Source organism: Serratia sp. BFP-2025, assembly GCF_050880365.1.
Lineage (GTDB): Bacteria > Pseudomonadota > Gammaproteobacteria > Enterobacterales > Enterobacteriaceae > Serratia > Serratia surfactantfaciens.
The window spans coordinates 2,130,006-2,144,104 of record NZ_JBPAFV010000001.1 but is presented as its reverse complement, the minus strand read 5'-3'; the positions used below and the strand labels follow the sequence as shown (position 1 = coordinate 2,144,104).

The following is a 14,099-nucleotide window of genomic DNA, read 5'->3' as shown; positions in this document are numbered from 1 at the left end:
GTTAAAACTTCTCGCTCGCTACGGCTTTCACGTTGTCGCAATACCAGCTGTAAAGCTCACACTGGCGCTGCTGCAGGGTGTCCGGCGTCGCCATCATTACGGCCATCAACAGGCGGTCGCGGGTCTCGGCGGCGGTGCCGTCGATGTGGGTGAAAACTTCGATCGCCTCGTCGGAATAGCCGTGCGTCGCCGCGGCTTCGAATTGGTCGCGCTGCCCGGCCTCTTCATGGCGTTGCCATAGCGCCAGCTCGGCGCTCAGATTGTGGGTTTCGATATTCATGGCCGCGCCCTCAGTACGGGAGTTCGTCGGCGTCTACAGGGCAGTGCTCAATGCAAAGCAGCTGCTGCACCTGATCGTCGATCTCGGCAATGCGTTTGTAAGTGGCGTCGGCCAGACGGGCTTTTTCCAGCTGCAACGCTTCAACCTGTTTCCCGATGATGTCGATCGGTTCAGGCTGGTTAACGTCGATGTGGATTGTGCGGGTTTCCAGCAGCACGTATTCCGGGTACTGAGACATATCCATGGTGAACACGGAGATTTTCTCTTGGGTGTACTGGCTAACGTTCGCGTGGATAAACAGCGTGACGGGTATCTGTAGTGCTTTCATAGCGACTCCTGATATAATCGGAGCTGATCAGTAGCTCCATGGGTTATTGGTCTTTCCTCGATACAGGGTTGGTCCCCTGTATCATTCCCGGTTGCTTTGGTCGGCGCCGGGGTAAAAGAACCCGCTTCGGCGGGTTTTTTTACGTCTGGGTTGCCGGTCTTTCCCGGCTGTCAGGCTGGTCAGGCCGCTGGTCTTTCCTCAATTTGCTGGGTGAAAAATTGCCCCGGCGCGCGGAGCGAAAGACTACACACAGCAATGTCTTTCGGGTTGTGGTGGCCGAGAACAACGCCCCGAAGTTACGACCACCACGTTTAAATCCTTTGCCGCGTATCGCCCGGCTGGCGGAACATTTCTGAACAACCGCTGCAGGGTTAGTGCGCTGTTGATGGAAATTAGCTTAACTAAAGGTAAGTTATTGGTCAATGAAAATTACTTGCAAAAAGTTAAGTTTCTGCATCGAATGGAGTAACTGACTGATATTTGGATTATTTTTTCTTTGAGTTTTTTCTTGCAGTCAAAAGCTCTTCAAAAAGAGCATTGAAGTCGTTGACCTTGGCCTCTAGATCAGCCAAGTGACGATCTTTCTCTGATTCAGGAAGAGAATCAAATAGTTCGATGAGCTTTGTTTGTCGCTCGTCAAGCTCTACAGGCAACTGATCGGCAGGGAGTGGGGTTTGATCTTCATCACCGTAAAGCAACCAGGTAGGAGTACAGCGTAGAGCCTTAGACAACAGAAAAAGGTTTTTGCCTTTCGGTTCAGTGTCTCCGTTCTCCCATTTAAAAACTGTGACGTGAGAAACCTTCACAGCGTCAGCTAGTCGCTGCTGTGAAATGTCCAGTTCTGTCCTGCGCATTTTCATGCGGTCGCTTAATGAGGTCATTTTCATCCAGTTACTATAAATTAATTTGACTTAGCTTTTGTTAAGTTGTAATTTTCAAACAAATGTTAATAACGGGAGGCAAGAATGCTTACTGAAGACGCAGTTAAATTCTTCGGAAATAAAACCAAACTCGCTGAAGCCGCGGGTGTTTCGCAGGCTTCAGTATCGCGTTGGGGAAAGCAAATTCCCGAACGACGCGCTGCTCGTTTAGATCGCTTAACTGATGGTGAGCTGTCTTACGACCCCGCGGCATACCAGCACCCGAAATCAACGGATGCAGCTTAACAACCAACCCCACCGAAATCCGATTAAGCAAAATTGGTTTTCGAGCGACAGGAGACGCGAAGTGGAAAACATCGAGAAACTGAAAAACGAGATCGTGAGCTGGGCGGCGGAGCAAGGGCAGGAACACGTTGCAATCGAGATCACGCGCGCATGGTTCCAGCTCGGCGCCGACGGTGGCCGGGTTCGGCTGTATCCGATCGAGGATGAAACCGGCGCCGCCGATTGGCGGGCGATCAACACCAACCGGCAGGCGATATTTCGCCACATGCGCAGCGAGTCGAAAGCCGCGCGCGAGAAGGTGCGGGAACTGGCCGACGCCATGCTTGCCGCGCTGCCTGCGGAACGGCGCGCCCGGCTGGCCGGCCCGACTCAACAGTATTTGCTGTCGGTGGCCATCCGAGAATTTGCCGCCGCGATTATCGCAATCCTGCTCGGCGCCTGTGACACGCCGCAGCGCATTGCCGGCGCACTTGTCGCCCTGCAGGAAACCCAGCGCCTGACCAGCGCCGCGTAAAAACTTTGTACCGAGGAAAGACCAATGCAAGCCAACCACATCACATACCGGAACGGCTGGCGCCTGAATGGCATGCCCGCCGACGCCGCAGAAATCAGACCGATCTTTGAAGATCGCCAGGCTGCCGCGTATGCCGTCTGGGAACAATACGAGCAGGGCAAGGCCGCGCTGCGTGAAGAAAACTTATCGCCGGAGCAGTACCAGGACGCGTGCCGCCAGCTTGCAGACTCGCTGGGGATCTGATCATGAGCATGGAACTGATGGTGCGGGCCATGAAAATCAAAGTCGGCAACCCGCTGCGCAAATTGGTGCTGCTGAAACTGGCCGACAACGCCAACGATCAGGGGGAGTGCTGGCCAGCGGTTCAGTACATCGCTGAGCAGTGCGAAATCTCCAAGCGCTCTGCCCAAAATCACATTCAGCAGCTGGTCAAAGACGGTCTGGTGCGTATCGAAGAGCGCAAAGCCGAGAACGGCCTGAATCGCTCAAATATCTACCACTTAGTGCTGGGTGGGTATGGTGCAAATGCTGCACCCTATGGTGCAAATCCTGCACCCATGGGTGCATCTGCTGCAGGGGGGGAGGGTGCAGGAGCTGCACCCAGAATCAGTCATTCTTTTGAACCAGTCAATGAACCTATTGTTGGTGGATCAGCTGGCGCTGATCACCCTGAACAGCCGCAGGTCGATCGGATGGATTATCAAAAAATCCTCGAAGCCTATCACGCCACGCTGCCGGAAATGGCGACGGTGCAGATCCTGACGGATACCCGGAAGCGCACGCTGCGTAACTTCTGGAAGAAATTCAAGTTCAACGAAACCCGCTGGCAGGCATACCTGCAGTTTATCGCCGAGAACTGCCGTTGGATGCTGGAAGACCGGCCGAACGGCCGCGGCGGTCAGTGGCGCCGCAAAAACTTCGACTACCTGATCACCGAGCGCTGCTATGTCGCCGTGAAAGAGGGCCGCGCCGATGATCGATAACCTGCCGGCCGCGCCGTACAACATCGACCTTGAGCAGGCCATTCTCGGCAGCCTGATGCACAACACGGAGCACGACAGGGCGGCGGCAGTGTTCGGCCTGCTGAAACCAGAATCGTTCTACCTGGCGGCGCACCGGATAATTTTCACTGAGCTGCGCGCGCTGGTGAACGCCAGCCGACCGACTGACCTGATCACTCTGAGCGATTCACTCGAGAGCAAGGGCGTACTGGAGCAGGTAGGCGGCTTCGCGTATCTGGCAGAAACCGGCAGGAATACCAGCGTCCCGGCGATGGTCAGCTATGCGCATGCAGTGCGAGAGAAAGCTGTTCTCCGCTATGCGCTGGAGAAGCTTTACGCCTGCGTTGAGCTGGTGGGCGCCAACAACGGCATGGACGCGGCGAACAAGCTGGCCAGCGTGCAGCAGATGATCACCGCCGTATCCGACCATGCGAGAACCGGCAAACGCGGCGGCCTGCGCGCGGCGGGCGACGTGATCGGCGAATGGGTGGACGAGATGGATCGCCGGTTCCAAGACCCGGACAGCGCCGCCGGCCTGACGCTGGGTATCGAGAGCCTCGACCGGCTGATGTACCCGAAACAGGTGCTGCGTGGCGCGCTGGTTGTGGTGGGAGCCCGCCCGAAGATGGGCAAAACCGCGCTGTACAACAAAATCAGCGCGCACTTTGCGTTGAACCACCGACTGCCGACGCTCGTTTTCAGCCTGGAAATGACCGACCGGGGGATCATCGAGCGAATGGTCGCACAGGAAGCCCGCGTGAAGTCCGAAATTTTCTACGTTGGCGCCCACGACGACAGCGATATGGCACGCGCCATGGCCAAGGCCACCGAACTGGCCGAGTCGAATCTGATGATCGACAGTACGCCGGGCGTGACGCTGGCGCACATTGTGGCGGAGTGCCGCAAAGTGAAGCGCCAGCGCGGCACGGTGGGACTGGTGGCGATCGACTACCTGACCCTGATGAAAGCCGAGGAAGCCGAGCGCCGCGATATTGCGTATGGCGATATCACCACTGGCCTGAAAAATCTGGCCAAAGAATTGGATTGCCCGGTGCTGCTGCTGACCCAGCTGAACCGCAAACTCGAAGACCGCGCCGATAAGCGCCCGGTGCCGAGCGACAGTAAGGACACCGGCCAGATCGAGCAGGATTGCGACGTATGGATCGGCCTGTATCGTGACGCCGTATACACCAAAGGCGCCGACCCGCAGCTGATGGAAGTGATTTTGCGCCTGAACCGCGAGGGCGCTACTGGCACCGCTTATGCGCTGCTGGAAAACGGATATATCCGTGACATAACCGACGAGGAGGCCGCGCGCCGGGCGCAAACCGGGCAAACGAGAGAGCGGCGTTACGCCGACAAGAACGAAGCGACAAAGAGTTTTTAACCGGCGCCTGACCAGCGCTTAACGACCAAAACGAGGAAAGACCATGAGCACTATCAACGAAATGATCCGCGATAAGCGGTTTGTGATGGATGACGGCTGCGACCACGCGCCGGCGATTCTCGACCGCATCAACCAGGCAGCCCGCGCCCGTTCCCGCGCGCCGTACTGCCCACCTCCGAAACCCCAGCGCGTCGCCCGGCCGGCAGCCGAATCCGGCCCGATCGTCAAAATCGGTGACCGTATCAGCTACGGACGCCGGGTGATGACCGGTATCTACGAGCTGCAGCGCCTGGGGCGCTCTCCTGAAAGCATCGCGCTGATGCTCCGCATGCCTCTCGATCGGGTATTGCACATCCTGAAGCCTATAACGGCCGTACGCCGCGAAATACAGAAAAGCGTGGCAAGTGGGTTACCTCCACGTGAAAAAGACGTCATGCGCCGTTTGGCGGACGAATCGAGGGCATAAACCATGGCCGGGCAATCGGACTATCTACCGCCCGGCCTGCCATTCAATCGAGGCGCCTGGACGCAGGAACAACGCGATTTAGAGCAGTTCGACCTGCGCGCCTGCGGCCTGGTACGCGATTTATTCGCGAGGAAGATCACTCGCACAAAGGTGCTGGTGGCGATTGAAGAGGCGCCGGAGCAATACCGGGAACATTTCAGAGCACGCTTGAATTACTGGCGTGATCGCAGAGAGGGGAAAGAGGCATGAGTATTTGGCCAACAGAGGTTCAGCAGTGCGCATCTTCCGTGCTGCCAGTTCACGCGTTGAGCGGCGAAGAACAGCAGGGCGTCCTGCAGAAAATTAATCAGATGTTCCTCAACCGTGTCAGCCCGCAGGAAATTCAGAAAACGGCGCATGCCTGGGCGCGCAAAAAACAGATCGTCGATTTCCGCCCGGACGCTGTTGATAACGGTTTGGTTGTGGTTGGGTTTGCCGGCGGTGGCGGTAGTTGCGAAGGCATCAAGCAGGCACTGGGTTTCGAGCCGCACATCGCGATGAATCACAATCCGGTCGCCATGGCGATGCATGCAGTTAACCATCCGCGCACGCTGCACTACCCGGAAGACATTTTCAGCGTTGATCCGAAAATCTCCACCGGCGGCCTGCCGGTGCTGCTGGGCTGGTTCTCGCCGGACTGCCGCCACTTCTCGAAAGCGAAAGGTGGAACGCCGGTAAGGAAGGAGATTCGTGGGCTTGCCTGGGTGGTGCTGCGTTGGGCGCTGGCGGTACGCCCGCGCTACCTAATGCTGGAAAACGTAGAGGAATTCCGTTCATGGGGGCCGCTGAAAGCAGATAAGAAGGGCAATTTGTACCCTGACCCAGCTTATACAGGCGAAACATTCCGCTCGTTCATCGGCATGCTGAGCAGCGGCGTGGCGCCAGATTGCCCGGCGTTGGCTGAAGCCTGCGAATTCCTGCAGATCGATGTCGATAGCGACGACGCTCGCCGTTTGGTTGATGGGCTGGGCTATAACGTCGATCACAAAGAGCTACGCGCGTGTGACTATGGCGCCCCAACAATCCGCAAGCGCCTGTTTGTCGTCAGCCGTTGTGACGGTGAAGCGGTCGTGTGGCCAGATCCTTCACATGGAGCGCCGGATAGTGCCGAAGTGCTGGCGGGGCAGCTGCAACCATACCGCACCGCCGCCGAGTGCATCGACTGGTCAATCCCTACACGCAGCATCATGGGCCGCAAAAAGCCGCTGGCGGACAACACGCTGCGCCGCATCGTGAAGGGGTTGAAACGCTACGTTATCGACTGTCCGGATCCGTACATCGTTCAAATCGGGCAAACGGGGTTCGGAGGCGACGGCCGACAATATGCCACCGGCACACCGCTGACTACGGTCACAAGCAAAGCAGAACACCTGCTGATCGAGCCGTTCGCCGTGAAGTGCAATCACACGTCCAACCGAACAAAGTACGACTGTTTCCGGGGGCAGTCCGGCCGCCTTCCGCTGCAGACGGTCACGCAAACCCATGGTTTCGCCGTGGCGGTGCCCGTGGTTGTGCGCCAGTTTGGGAACAGCACCGGCCAGCGTGCTGATGCGCCGGTGGGCACGATCATGCCTGGCGGCGGTGGCAAAACGCAGCTGGCCAGTGCGGTGCTGGTGGGTGCTGGCGGCCCGACATATTCCGGCAAGCCGCGCAGCATCGGCGCGCCAACGGCGACCATCCCGACGGAATCGCATACCGCAGTGGCAGCAGCCCATTTGAGCAAGCACTACGGCGGGAACTACACCGGCGCCGGGCTGGGAATGGAGGAGCCAATGCACACGGTGACGCAGGTCGATCACCACTCACTTTGTACGTCGCACCTGGTGCAGCTACGTGGAACATGTAAAGACGGGCGGCCGACGAATGCGCCAGCGCCAACGCTCACCGCTGGCGGCAATCATGTTGGCCACGTGACTGCGTACCTGCAGAAATACTACGGCAACGAGAAAGACGGCATCGACGTCGACGCCCCGATGCACACGGTGCCGACGCATGATCGGTTTGGCCTCACAGAGGTGAAATGCGAGCCGACGCTGATCACCGACGACCAGCGTTATAACGCCTGGTGCTGCGCGCGTTTGATGGATGAATTCAGCGACGAACCGGACGACAGCCACCTGTTCCCGGCGCCGCGCCCGCAGCTTATCCAGGTCGGCGAATACATGGTGGTCGACATTTGCATGCGAATGCTTGAACCACGCGAGCTGTATAACGCAAATGGCTTCCCGCGCAGCTACATCATCGATCAGGATATCGACGGCACCCGCTGGCCGAAATCGGAGCAGGTGGCACGCTGTGGGAATTCGGTGCCGCCGCCATTTGCGGAGGCACTGGTGAGGGCAAACATGCCCGAGTTTTGTATTTGGCAGCAAGCTGCTTGAGTTTTTATATAAAAAAACCCGGCATGACGCCGGGTTTACTTTAAAGAATACTCACCAAGTATTTTAGTTCTCTTTTATAACGCTCGGCAGAACTGTTGACTTGAAGTCTTTTACCTTCAACCGAGTGGAATGAGTTAACTTTCAATTCGGCAATAGGGATGCTTTTTGCACCACTGATTCGCCCCGTTGACATAAAGTCATCCGTTATGACAAATGCATCTCGAGGGTCATCAAAGTCGAAAAGATGTGGGTATTTCTCTGCAATAGCCAAGGCTCTTTCAACATACATCCGAGACGCACTATCAGGTGTGAATTTTTTCTGACTCTTAGCACCAGCCATAGTCATAACGATTGCTGCAACTTTCGGCGTATTTCTTCCTCCCGCCCTTTCATCCCAAATCTTGAAGTCTTTGCTTTTATTTGAGAGTAGATCAAGAGTAAGCTCAAGTGATTCAATGGAATGTTCGTCTACACGTACGGGGATAATTACCGCATCCGCTGCACACCAAGCTAAGTGAGTGCCGCCAGCGTAGAATGGACTTGTATCCATGATGATTTTTTCAAGTTTCTTTTCTTCCGATTCTTTATTTAGAATCTTATTTAGGATATCCAAAAGATTATTTACTGCTTTAGCGTTGTTCTGAGCATTTGCTATTTGTAGTTGTTGGTAAAGGGTTGATGGAAAAGCGAAAAGCTCAGGGCTTCCCGGAATTATAAATGTTGGTTTTCCGCCCTTAAATGAATCACAATAGCTGCTAACCTTGTAAGATATATCGTCGGGAACATCACCAAATGCTGAACCAAGAAGAGCAGGCTGGAGTGCACGTAAAATATCAACCCTATGCTCAGCGCCCCGTAAAATGTTTTCGGTTAAGTTTGTTTGAGCGCACAGATCAGCTATTAGTAGGGAATGCTTTCTAGATATTTCGAACGCTAGGTTGAAAGAAAGGGTAGATTTTCCTACGCCACCGCGCAGGGTTGTAACTGCGTAACTACGATATTTTAGATCGCCAGTGGAGATGTAACCTTCTTCGACGACTCTAGAGTGGTTGTCAAGAATTTTTTGAATTTCAGTAGCCATGCTGATCACCTGTCAGGAATAAGTGAATTGCAAGTTATCATGCAGGACCTGCAGGAGCAACAAAAAACTGCAGGAGTAGCAAAAAACTGCAGGAGTAGCAAAAAACTGCAGGAGCAGCAAAAAGCTGCAGGAGTAGCAAAAAGCTGCAGGAGAAAGCATGTAACGAGAACAGTATACCTATTTTGCTAATAGGCGAAGATGTTTACCCCGTGACCGCACAAAACCACTGTGTTTATATACAGTTTGTTTGTGCAATAATTCCATTGTGAGTTTTGTTGTGTCAGGGGGTAAGCAAAAAATGATTATGGAACAGGACGTTATAAAAAAGCTACCATATGATGGGCGAGTGTTGCTGAGGTGTGAGGGAGGCCGAGTGACAAGTGCGAGAACACTTCGAGATGACGAACATGTAGCATCACTTAATGCGTTGATTGATATAGCTAAGCAGTCTGGTTATTCAGTTGTTTCACCGGACGGTCATACGCTATAATTGATGGGTTGGACTGAACACCCAGCACACCTCAATTCTGAACAGCTGCTGCGCTACTGGAGATTATCAATGGCGCAGTATTCGTACATCAAAGCAGCAGGTGATTTGCTGGTACCCGCAACCCAGGATGCCAGGGATTTTCTGCGAGCCAAAAAAATCGGCTCTATCTTATACGCCGATTTCAAACAGACCCGAAACCCGGCTTTTCATCGCAAGCTGTTCTCGTTGCTGAATCTCGGCTTTGACTACTGGCAGCCGACCGGTGGCACCATATCCCCCGCAGACAAAGTGCTTGTGAATGGGTATGTAAAATTCCTCGCATATTACGCCGGCGGTGAAGATGCGTTGCGGGCCGCCGCCGATGAATATCTTGCGGATTTAGCAGAAAAGCGAGCCGGGAATATCAGCGCCGCAAAGTCATTCGAAGCTTTCCGGGCATGGGTAACTATTCAGGCGGGCTTCTACACCGAATTCATCATGCCTGACGGAACCATTCGTAACGAGCCAAAGTCAATCTCTTTCGCAAAAATGGACGACATCGAATTTGGCGAATTTTACAAAGCCGTCCTTGATGTGCTCTGGAACTACATCCTGTTTCGCACTTTCCCCGATCAACAGTCTGCAGAAAACGCTGCCGCCCAGCTGATGGGGTACACGTCATGAGCAAATTAACCAAAGAGGCTCGCGGTCGAGAATGCCAGGTGCGGATCCCCGGCGTCTGCAACTTCAACCCAGAAACCACTGTGTTGGCACATTACCGGCTGGCCGGCACCTGCGGCACGGCAATAAAGCCAGATGACACGCAGGCCGCGTGGGCCTGCAGCGCCTGCCACGATGAAGTAGACCACCGCACGCGCTTTATCGACGCGAACGACGCCCGACTGATGCACGCCGAAGGCGTCATGCGCACGCAAGAAATTTTGAGAAAGGAAGGAAAATTATAATGCGCGATATACAGATGGTTTTAGAACGCTGGGGGCAGTGGGCGCAGGACAACAGCGGAGTGGACTACTCCCCAATTGCAGCCGGTTTTAAAGGACTGCTGCCTGATACACGTAAGAGCAAACCCTCATGCTGCGATAATGACGGACTGATCATCGATGGTGCTGTCGGTAGGTTGAAGAAAGTACGCGATGAGAGAGAGCTTGGCGTCATCATGTTGCATTATCGCTATGGGGTTTCCAAGTCAGCCATAGCTCGTCGTTGGAAGATCTCAGAGGGGAGTGTGCGGCAAAAACTAATGATGGCGGAAAGTTTTATTGAAGGCTGTCTGGCTATGACTGGGGCAACGCTTGAGATAGATGCATGGACGAGCAGATCAGTAATTTCGGCAGTCGCGTAGATTTCCGCTTTTCGTTACGAATTTTACTGGCTATTGTGATAAGAGTGGTTACGCAGTGACGTAGCTTATCAACTTTCAAAACCTCGCTTCGGTGGGGTTTTTTATTTCTGGTTTGTGAAGTGGGCGGCGGAGAGGGTATCGGTGAACTTCACTAGTAGTTGTCGGCGATGTAGGATACTCTCTGGTTGTGGTGAATTGCAGTCCTCCGAGACAAGCCGAAGATAAGCGCCGGCCACCACTCAACATTTCATCCTCGCCTCGGCCATTTAGCTCAGTTGGTTAGAGCAGTCGGCTCATAACTGATTGGTCGCTGGTTCAAGCCCTGCAAGGGCCACCAAACCGCCATTAGCTCAACGTGGCAAGAGCATTGCTTCGTGACAGGAAGTAAGAGCCGGGGTTCGAGACCTCGATGGCGGACCAATGCGGCCATCGTATAATGGCTATTACCTCAGCCTTCCAAGCTGATGATGCGGGTTCGATTCCCGCTGACCGCTCCAAACATGACGCCGTAATGCAGGTTGCATTTTTTGTTCAGACGCCACCACCTGGACAGCGGACAGCGGACAGCGGACAGCGGACAGCGGACAGCGGACAGCGGACAGCGGACAGCGGACAGCGCAGTAAAGACTATGCTGTCACTTCACTCACTTTCCACCTTTATATCGAGACTAATATTGGTTATCACCATAAAGCGCTGGTGGCAAATTCGAACGCTTAAGCGTCAATGGAGCGATGATCGGTCGCTGCGTAAGGCGGCTATTAAAAAAGACTGGTTCGGTGTGTTGGAGGTATTTCACTTTGAAAGAAGCTACATGGAAATCAAGCGGGGAGCGCGTCTCATTGCCTTGAGCTGAAAATGAAATATCTGTAAATCGCCAGGCTTTTTTGATCACAACAGGTAAGAGCATTGCCGGTACCAGATGGATATATTATCGGCGTCTACGTAGAGCCCTTTCCGTTATGGTGTAACTCAATTCCCGCTTGCGGGTTAGATGGATAGAGTAAGGCATCAACCGGTTCGCTGGCAGGGCAAGCATGATGCTAATGCTGAACCTGAGTGCGGGTTCGAGTCCCGCCACTACACAACTTTCAACACCTTGTTTCGGCGGAGTTTTTTGCTATTCGGCAGTAGCGCCAGAATTGGCAATGTTGTTCCAAGGCTGTCACGACCCCAATGATTACTCAGAGTTAGAGCCTCCATGTAAAGTCTAGACATCGCCAAATAGATGGCGATTTCAACTACTTTTCAAGGAGATATACTAATGCAAGCTGCTGAAACTCACTATTTGGACTACGGTTACACCTTCCATATTCCAGCCGTCTCATATCGTCGTCGTGTCTGCGTGCCGCTTCTGATGGCTATCGCGCCAGGCGGTAAATCGAAAGCGAAGCATATGTTGGTATTCAATGGTTCTTGGGTAACTGAAGCGAAAGCAGAAGGCGCGATTTTCCTCGACGGTGGCTCAATGCCAGCAACTGCTTGTAACTCGTGGAACACATACATCGAACCTAATCAGTCAGTCTCAATTCAGGCGGTTGGTGAAGGTTCTAATGGTGGCTATGTATTGCCAAGCATTACGGTTTTAATCGGACAAGATTAACCTAGCTTTTTCAAAGCAAAGTAATTTACACAAGCCCCTTAAATACGGGGCTTTTTGCATTTCAGCCCCAGCCAACGGACGACACACACGGCACCCTCTTACCGGCAGCGTTTACGGCTGGTGGCTGATCCTTTCCTACAAATAGCACAGCCCGATAGCCGGGAGGTGGAGTCATGAAGATGCCAAACAATCCTCACAACTGGGCAGAGCTCAGCGACATTCTTTCGGCCTGGTGGCGCGGTGACGTGCCGCTTGGTGGCGTCGTCATGGCTGTCGTGATGGCCGTTCTTCGGATGGCGTATGCCGGCAGCAGCTGGAAAGAAACCATATTCGAAGGTTTGATGTGTGGCGCCCTGGCGCTAACTACGTACTCGGCCCTGGATTACTTCGACGTACCGAAAGCCTTAACGGTAGGCATTGGTGGATTCATTGGCTTTGTCGGCGTGAAGAAGCTCAGCTCGTTTTTGTCCGGTTACGTGGGTAATCGCTTCGGCGGGGGCAATCAGAATGCAGATAAGTAAAAGCGGCATTGAGCTGATCAAGCGCTTTGAAGGCCTTCGGCTGAAAGCCTATCAGGATTCGGTGGGCGTCTGGACGATCGGTTACGGGTGGACGCAGCCAGTTGACGGTAAGAAAGTCGGCCCCGGCATGCAGATTGTTCAGGCCACTGCCGATCGTTTGCTGAAATGCGGTGTTGTGCAGTATGAGCAGGGAGTTAGTCTGCTGGTGAAGGTAAAAATCACCCAGAGCCAATTCGATGCACTTGTGAGCTTTGCGTATAACCTCGGCCTGCGTTCACTGAGCACATCCACACTTCTGAAAAAGCTGAATGCCGGCGACAAGCAAGGCGCTGCCGATGAGTTCGGTAAGTGGGTAAATGCTGGAGGTAAACGGCTTGATGGTCTGGTTGTGCGCCGTGCAGCAGAACGCGAGTTGTTTTTGTCATGAACACCTCATTCAGCTTTCGCACGATGGCGATCGGATTGCTGCTGGTGGCGCTAATTGTCACCGGCAGGCTGGCGTCTTACTTCCACAGCAACGCAGTAAAGGCTGGCGAGCAGGTTAAGCAGCAGGAAAAGACGCTGGTGCAGCAGCAGTCACTGATAACAGCATTACGCAAGAACGCCGCCCGGAATAGCTCGCTAATGGCAGAACAGCAACAAAGAGAACAGCAGCTTCGCCAGCAGGGCGAAACCTATCAGAGGAAATATCGTGAAGCAACCAAGAATGACGAGTGTAGTCGGCGTTTTGCTCCTTCCGCTGTTATTAGCCTCCTGCGCGGAACGGACACCACCGCCGCCGGCGCCGCTCGTGCTGTTTCCCCCTGAATCGGTGTTCACCCCCTGCGAGGTGCCAACATTGCAGGGTGACACATGGGGCGACATTGGCAGCCATGCGCTGGCGCTGCAAACGGCTTTATTAATCTGCGCCGGCCAGGTGGAGACGCTCAACACCTGGCGGCGAGCTACCACTAGATTAAAGTGATTGAATAACAATTGCGTGGTTATTGAAAATCATTATCATTTGTGAGGGGCGACTACTATACATTTTGTCAAAAGGATTTTGTCATGCTCAAGTTTTTAGTAACCATACTAACGGTCTTCTCCCTCAACGCTTGTGTAGCTGAAGGGCCTAAACCGAAGCCTGTATCCAGAGTTAATCCTGTATACCCAATTTATGCTTATGACAATAAGATAGAGGGATATGCAAAAGTAAAATATGACGTTGATAAAGATGGAAAAATTAGTGAGATAAGAATCATAGAGTCAAGCCCTCGGGGTTTGTTCGATAATGCGCTTGTTATGGCGATGTCAAAGTGGCGGTTCGAAAAAAATAAACCATATAAGAACCTGGAGATTACCGTTCGTTTTAAAATGAGCAGCCCAATCTCCCAATGAGTGAGCCCGCTTCGGCGGGTTTTTTTATTGCCCATCACAGAGCATCTATCCAGGTGCTGCGTAATGCGCAAGCAAAGCCACAGGCGACACCCACCGATCACTCAGATCATGGTTGCCCGTGGCTT

Annotated in this window: 21 protein-coding genes and 3 tRNA genes; 20 read left to right on the top strand and 4 right to left on the bottom strand. The window is 53.7% G+C overall.

The window, feature by feature from the left end:
- Position 1: 1 nt before the first annotated feature.
- The 3 genes from ACRAWE_RS10200 to ACRAWE_RS10190 form a co-directional block, all read right to left on the bottom strand.
- Positions 2-280, bottom strand: a complete 279-nt coding sequence (locus ACRAWE_RS10200) for a hypothetical protein (RefSeq protein WP_103682077.1) — start codon at positions 278-280, stop codon at positions 2-4.
- Between the two features lie 10 nt (positions 281-290).
- Positions 291-608, bottom strand: coding sequence for a hypothetical protein (locus tag ACRAWE_RS10195; protein ID WP_060435313.1), 318 nt, complete (start codon positions 606-608; stop codon positions 291-293).
- 485 nt (positions 609-1,093) lie between these two features.
- Positions 1,094-1,495, bottom strand: a complete 402-nt coding sequence (locus tag ACRAWE_RS10190) for a helix-turn-helix domain-containing protein (protein WP_079451881.1) — start codon at positions 1,493-1,495, stop codon at positions 1,094-1,096.
- Between the two features lie 78 nt (positions 1,496-1,573).
- Here ACRAWE_RS10190 and ACRAWE_RS10185 point away from each other — a divergent pair, with 78 nt between their 5' ends.
- The 8 genes from ACRAWE_RS10185 to ACRAWE_RS10150 all read left to right on the top strand — a co-directional run bounded on the left by ACRAWE_RS10185 (position 1,574) and on the right by ACRAWE_RS10150 (position 7,562).
- Entirely contained in the window at positions 1,574-1,774 is a 201-nt protein-coding gene (locus ACRAWE_RS10185) for a Cro/CI family transcriptional regulator (RefSeq protein ID WP_072269387.1), read from the top strand.
- Between the two features lie 61 nt (positions 1,775-1,835).
- Complete coding sequence (locus tag ACRAWE_RS10180) at positions 1,836-2,288, top strand: toxin YdaT family protein (RefSeq protein ID WP_151888345.1); 453 nt, start codon at positions 1,836-1,838, stop codon at positions 2,286-2,288.
- A 24-nt stretch (positions 2,289-2,312) separates the two neighbouring features.
- Positions 2,313-2,531 (top strand): hypothetical protein, encoded by a 219-nt coding sequence (locus ACRAWE_RS10175; protein ID WP_103682079.1) that lies wholly within the window; start codon positions 2,313-2,315, stop codon positions 2,529-2,531.
- Positions 2,532-2,533: 2 nt separating this feature from the next.
- Entirely contained in the window at positions 2,534-3,271 is a 738-nt protein-coding gene (locus tag ACRAWE_RS10170; RefSeq protein WP_193158969.1) for a helix-turn-helix domain-containing protein, read from the top strand.
- Positions 3,261-4,676 (top strand): DnaB-like helicase C-terminal domain-containing protein, encoded by a 1,416-nt coding sequence (locus ACRAWE_RS10165; protein ID WP_103682081.1) that lies wholly within the window; start codon positions 3,261-3,263, stop codon positions 4,674-4,676. Before ACRAWE_RS10170 ends, ACRAWE_RS10165 begins: the two co-directional genes overlap by 11 nt.
- A gap of 43 nt (positions 4,677-4,719) precedes the next feature.
- The gene (locus tag ACRAWE_RS10160) at positions 4,720-5,142 is read left to right on the top strand and encodes a hypothetical protein (protein ID WP_103682082.1); all 423 of its coding nucleotides are present in this window, start codon (positions 4,720-4,722) and stop codon (positions 5,140-5,142) included.
- A gap of 3 nt (positions 5,143-5,145) precedes the next feature.
- On the top strand, positions 5,146-5,391 hold the full coding sequence (locus ACRAWE_RS10155) for a hypothetical protein (protein WP_103682083.1): 246 nt from the start codon (positions 5,146-5,148) through the stop codon (positions 5,389-5,391).
- Entirely contained in the window at positions 5,388-7,562 is a 2,175-nt protein-coding gene (locus tag ACRAWE_RS10150) for a DNA cytosine methyltransferase (RefSeq protein WP_432525309.1), read from the top strand. The genes ACRAWE_RS10155 and ACRAWE_RS10150 overlap by 4 nt, the downstream gene beginning before the upstream one ends.
- Before the next feature lie 40 nt (positions 7,563-7,602).
- Here ACRAWE_RS10150 and ACRAWE_RS10145 read toward each other — a convergent pair whose 3' ends face one another.
- A complete protein-coding gene (locus tag ACRAWE_RS10145; protein WP_103682085.1) occupies positions 7,603-8,643 on the bottom strand; it encodes a ParA family protein in 1,041 nt (346 codons plus the stop codon).
- A gap of 559 nt (positions 8,644-9,202) precedes the next feature.
- Here ACRAWE_RS10145 and ACRAWE_RS10140 point away from each other — a divergent pair.
- The 12 genes from ACRAWE_RS10140 (at position 9,203) to ACRAWE_RS10085 (ending at position 13,974) form a co-directional block, all read left to right on the top strand.
- Positions 9,203-9,796, top strand: coding sequence for a DUF1367 family protein (locus ACRAWE_RS10140; protein WP_193158970.1), 594 nt, complete (start codon positions 9,203-9,205; stop codon positions 9,794-9,796).
- Complete coding sequence (locus ACRAWE_RS10135; RefSeq protein ID WP_103682088.1) at positions 9,793-10,077, top strand: DUF1364 domain-containing protein; 285 nt, start codon at positions 9,793-9,795, stop codon at positions 10,075-10,077. The genes ACRAWE_RS10140 and ACRAWE_RS10135 overlap by 4 nt, the downstream gene beginning before the upstream one ends.
- Entirely contained in the window at positions 10,077-10,475 is a 399-nt protein-coding gene (locus ACRAWE_RS10130) for an antiterminator Q family protein (RefSeq protein WP_103682089.1), read from the top strand. Before ACRAWE_RS10135 ends, ACRAWE_RS10130 begins: the two co-directional genes overlap by 1 nt.
- Before the next feature lie 260 nt (positions 10,476-10,735).
- A tRNA-Met gene (locus ACRAWE_RS10125) sits at positions 10,736-10,812 on the top strand.
- Positions 10,813-10,814: 2 nt separating this feature from the next.
- Positions 10,815-10,895, top strand: a tRNA-His gene (locus ACRAWE_RS10120).
- Positions 10,896-10,897: 2 nt separating this feature from the next.
- Positions 10,898-10,972, top strand: a tRNA-Gly gene (locus ACRAWE_RS10115).
- A gap of 765 nt (positions 10,973-11,737) precedes the next feature.
- Positions 11,738-12,076 (top strand): hypothetical protein, encoded by a 339-nt coding sequence (locus tag ACRAWE_RS10110; protein WP_432525308.1) that lies wholly within the window; start codon positions 11,738-11,740, stop codon positions 12,074-12,076.
- A 173-nt stretch (positions 12,077-12,249) separates the two neighbouring features.
- A complete protein-coding gene (locus ACRAWE_RS10105; protein WP_103682091.1) occupies positions 12,250-12,597 on the top strand; it encodes a phage holin, lambda family in 348 nt (115 codons plus the stop codon).
- On the top strand, positions 12,584-13,024 hold the full coding sequence (locus tag ACRAWE_RS10100; protein ID WP_103682092.1) for a lysozyme: 441 nt from the start codon (positions 12,584-12,586) through the stop codon (positions 13,022-13,024). Before ACRAWE_RS10105 ends, ACRAWE_RS10100 begins: the two co-directional genes overlap by 14 nt.
- Positions 13,021-13,404 carry a hypothetical protein gene (locus tag ACRAWE_RS10095; RefSeq protein WP_181006763.1) on the top strand — a complete coding sequence of 128 codons (384 nt, stop codon included), beginning with the start codon at positions 13,021-13,023 and terminating at the stop codon, positions 13,402-13,404. The genes ACRAWE_RS10100 and ACRAWE_RS10095 overlap by 4 nt, the downstream gene beginning before the upstream one ends.
- Positions 13,304-13,561: an Rz1-like lysis system protein LysC gene (gene lysC / locus ACRAWE_RS10090; protein WP_219821502.1), complete on the top strand. Its 258-nt coding sequence runs from the start codon at positions 13,304-13,306 to the stop codon at positions 13,559-13,561. Before ACRAWE_RS10095 ends, lysC begins: the two co-directional genes overlap by 101 nt.
- Before the next feature lie 83 nt (positions 13,562-13,644).
- Positions 13,645-13,974, top strand: coding sequence for a TonB family protein (locus tag ACRAWE_RS10085; RefSeq protein ID WP_143778883.1), 330 nt, complete (start codon positions 13,645-13,647; stop codon positions 13,972-13,974).
- Positions 13,975-14,099: the final 125 nt, after the last annotated feature.

Coding starts and splice junctions, on each gene's coding strand:
- ACRAWE_RS10170 (WP_193158969.1), top strand. CDS start 2,534: ATGAGCATGGAACTGATGGTGCGGGCCATGAAAATCAAAGTCGGCAAC.
- ACRAWE_RS10185 (WP_072269387.1), top strand. CDS start 1,574: ATGCTTACTGAAGACGCAGTTAAATTCTTCGGAAATAAAACCAAACTC.
- ACRAWE_RS10135 (WP_103682088.1), top strand. CDS start 9,793: ATGAGCAAATTAACCAAAGAGGCTCGCGGTCGAGAATGCCAGGTGCGG.
- ACRAWE_RS10150 (WP_432525309.1), top strand. CDS start 5,388: ATGAGTATTTGGCCAACAGAGGTTCAGCAGTGCGCATCTTCCGTGCTG.
- lysC (WP_219821502.1), top strand. CDS start 13,304: ATGACGAGTGTAGTCGGCGTTTTGCTCCTTCCGCTGTTATTAGCCTCC.
- ACRAWE_RS10110 (WP_432525308.1), top strand. CDS start 11,738: ATGCAAGCTGCTGAAACTCACTATTTGGACTACGGTTACACCTTCCAT.
- ACRAWE_RS10100 (WP_103682092.1), top strand. CDS start 12,584: ATGCAGATAAGTAAAAGCGGCATTGAGCTGATCAAGCGCTTTGAAGGC.
- ACRAWE_RS10140 (WP_193158970.1), top strand. CDS start 9,203: ATGGCGCAGTATTCGTACATCAAAGCAGCAGGTGATTTGCTGGTACCC.
- ACRAWE_RS10190 (WP_079451881.1), bottom strand. CDS start 1,495: ATGAAAATGACCTCATTAAGCGACCGCATGAAAATGCGCAGGACAGAA.
- ACRAWE_RS10085 (WP_143778883.1), top strand. CDS start 13,645: ATGCTCAAGTTTTTAGTAACCATACTAACGGTCTTCTCCCTCAACGCT.
- ACRAWE_RS10095 (WP_181006763.1), top strand. CDS start 13,021: ATGAACACCTCATTCAGCTTTCGCACGATGGCGATCGGATTGCTGCTG.
- ACRAWE_RS10165 (WP_103682081.1), top strand. CDS start 3,261: ATGATCGATAACCTGCCGGCCGCGCCGTACAACATCGACCTTGAGCAG.
- ACRAWE_RS10195 (WP_060435313.1), bottom strand. CDS start 608: ATGAAAGCACTACAGATACCCGTCACGCTGTTTATCCACGCGAACGTT.
- ACRAWE_RS10175 (WP_103682079.1), top strand. CDS start 2,313: ATGCAAGCCAACCACATCACATACCGGAACGGCTGGCGCCTGAATGGC.
- ACRAWE_RS10200 (WP_103682077.1), bottom strand. CDS start 280: ATGAATATCGAAACCCACAATCTGAGCGCCGAGCTGGCGCTATGGCAA.
- ACRAWE_RS10105 (WP_103682091.1), top strand. CDS start 12,250: ATGAAGATGCCAAACAATCCTCACAACTGGGCAGAGCTCAGCGACATT.
- ACRAWE_RS10155 (WP_103682083.1), top strand. CDS start 5,146: ATGGCCGGGCAATCGGACTATCTACCGCCCGGCCTGCCATTCAATCGA.
- ACRAWE_RS10130 (WP_103682089.1), top strand. CDS start 10,077: ATGCGCGATATACAGATGGTTTTAGAACGCTGGGGGCAGTGGGCGCAG.
- ACRAWE_RS10160 (WP_103682082.1), top strand. CDS start 4,720: ATGAGCACTATCAACGAAATGATCCGCGATAAGCGGTTTGTGATGGAT.
- ACRAWE_RS10145 (WP_103682085.1), bottom strand. CDS start 8,643: ATGGCTACTGAAATTCAAAAAATTCTTGACAACCACTCTAGAGTCGTC.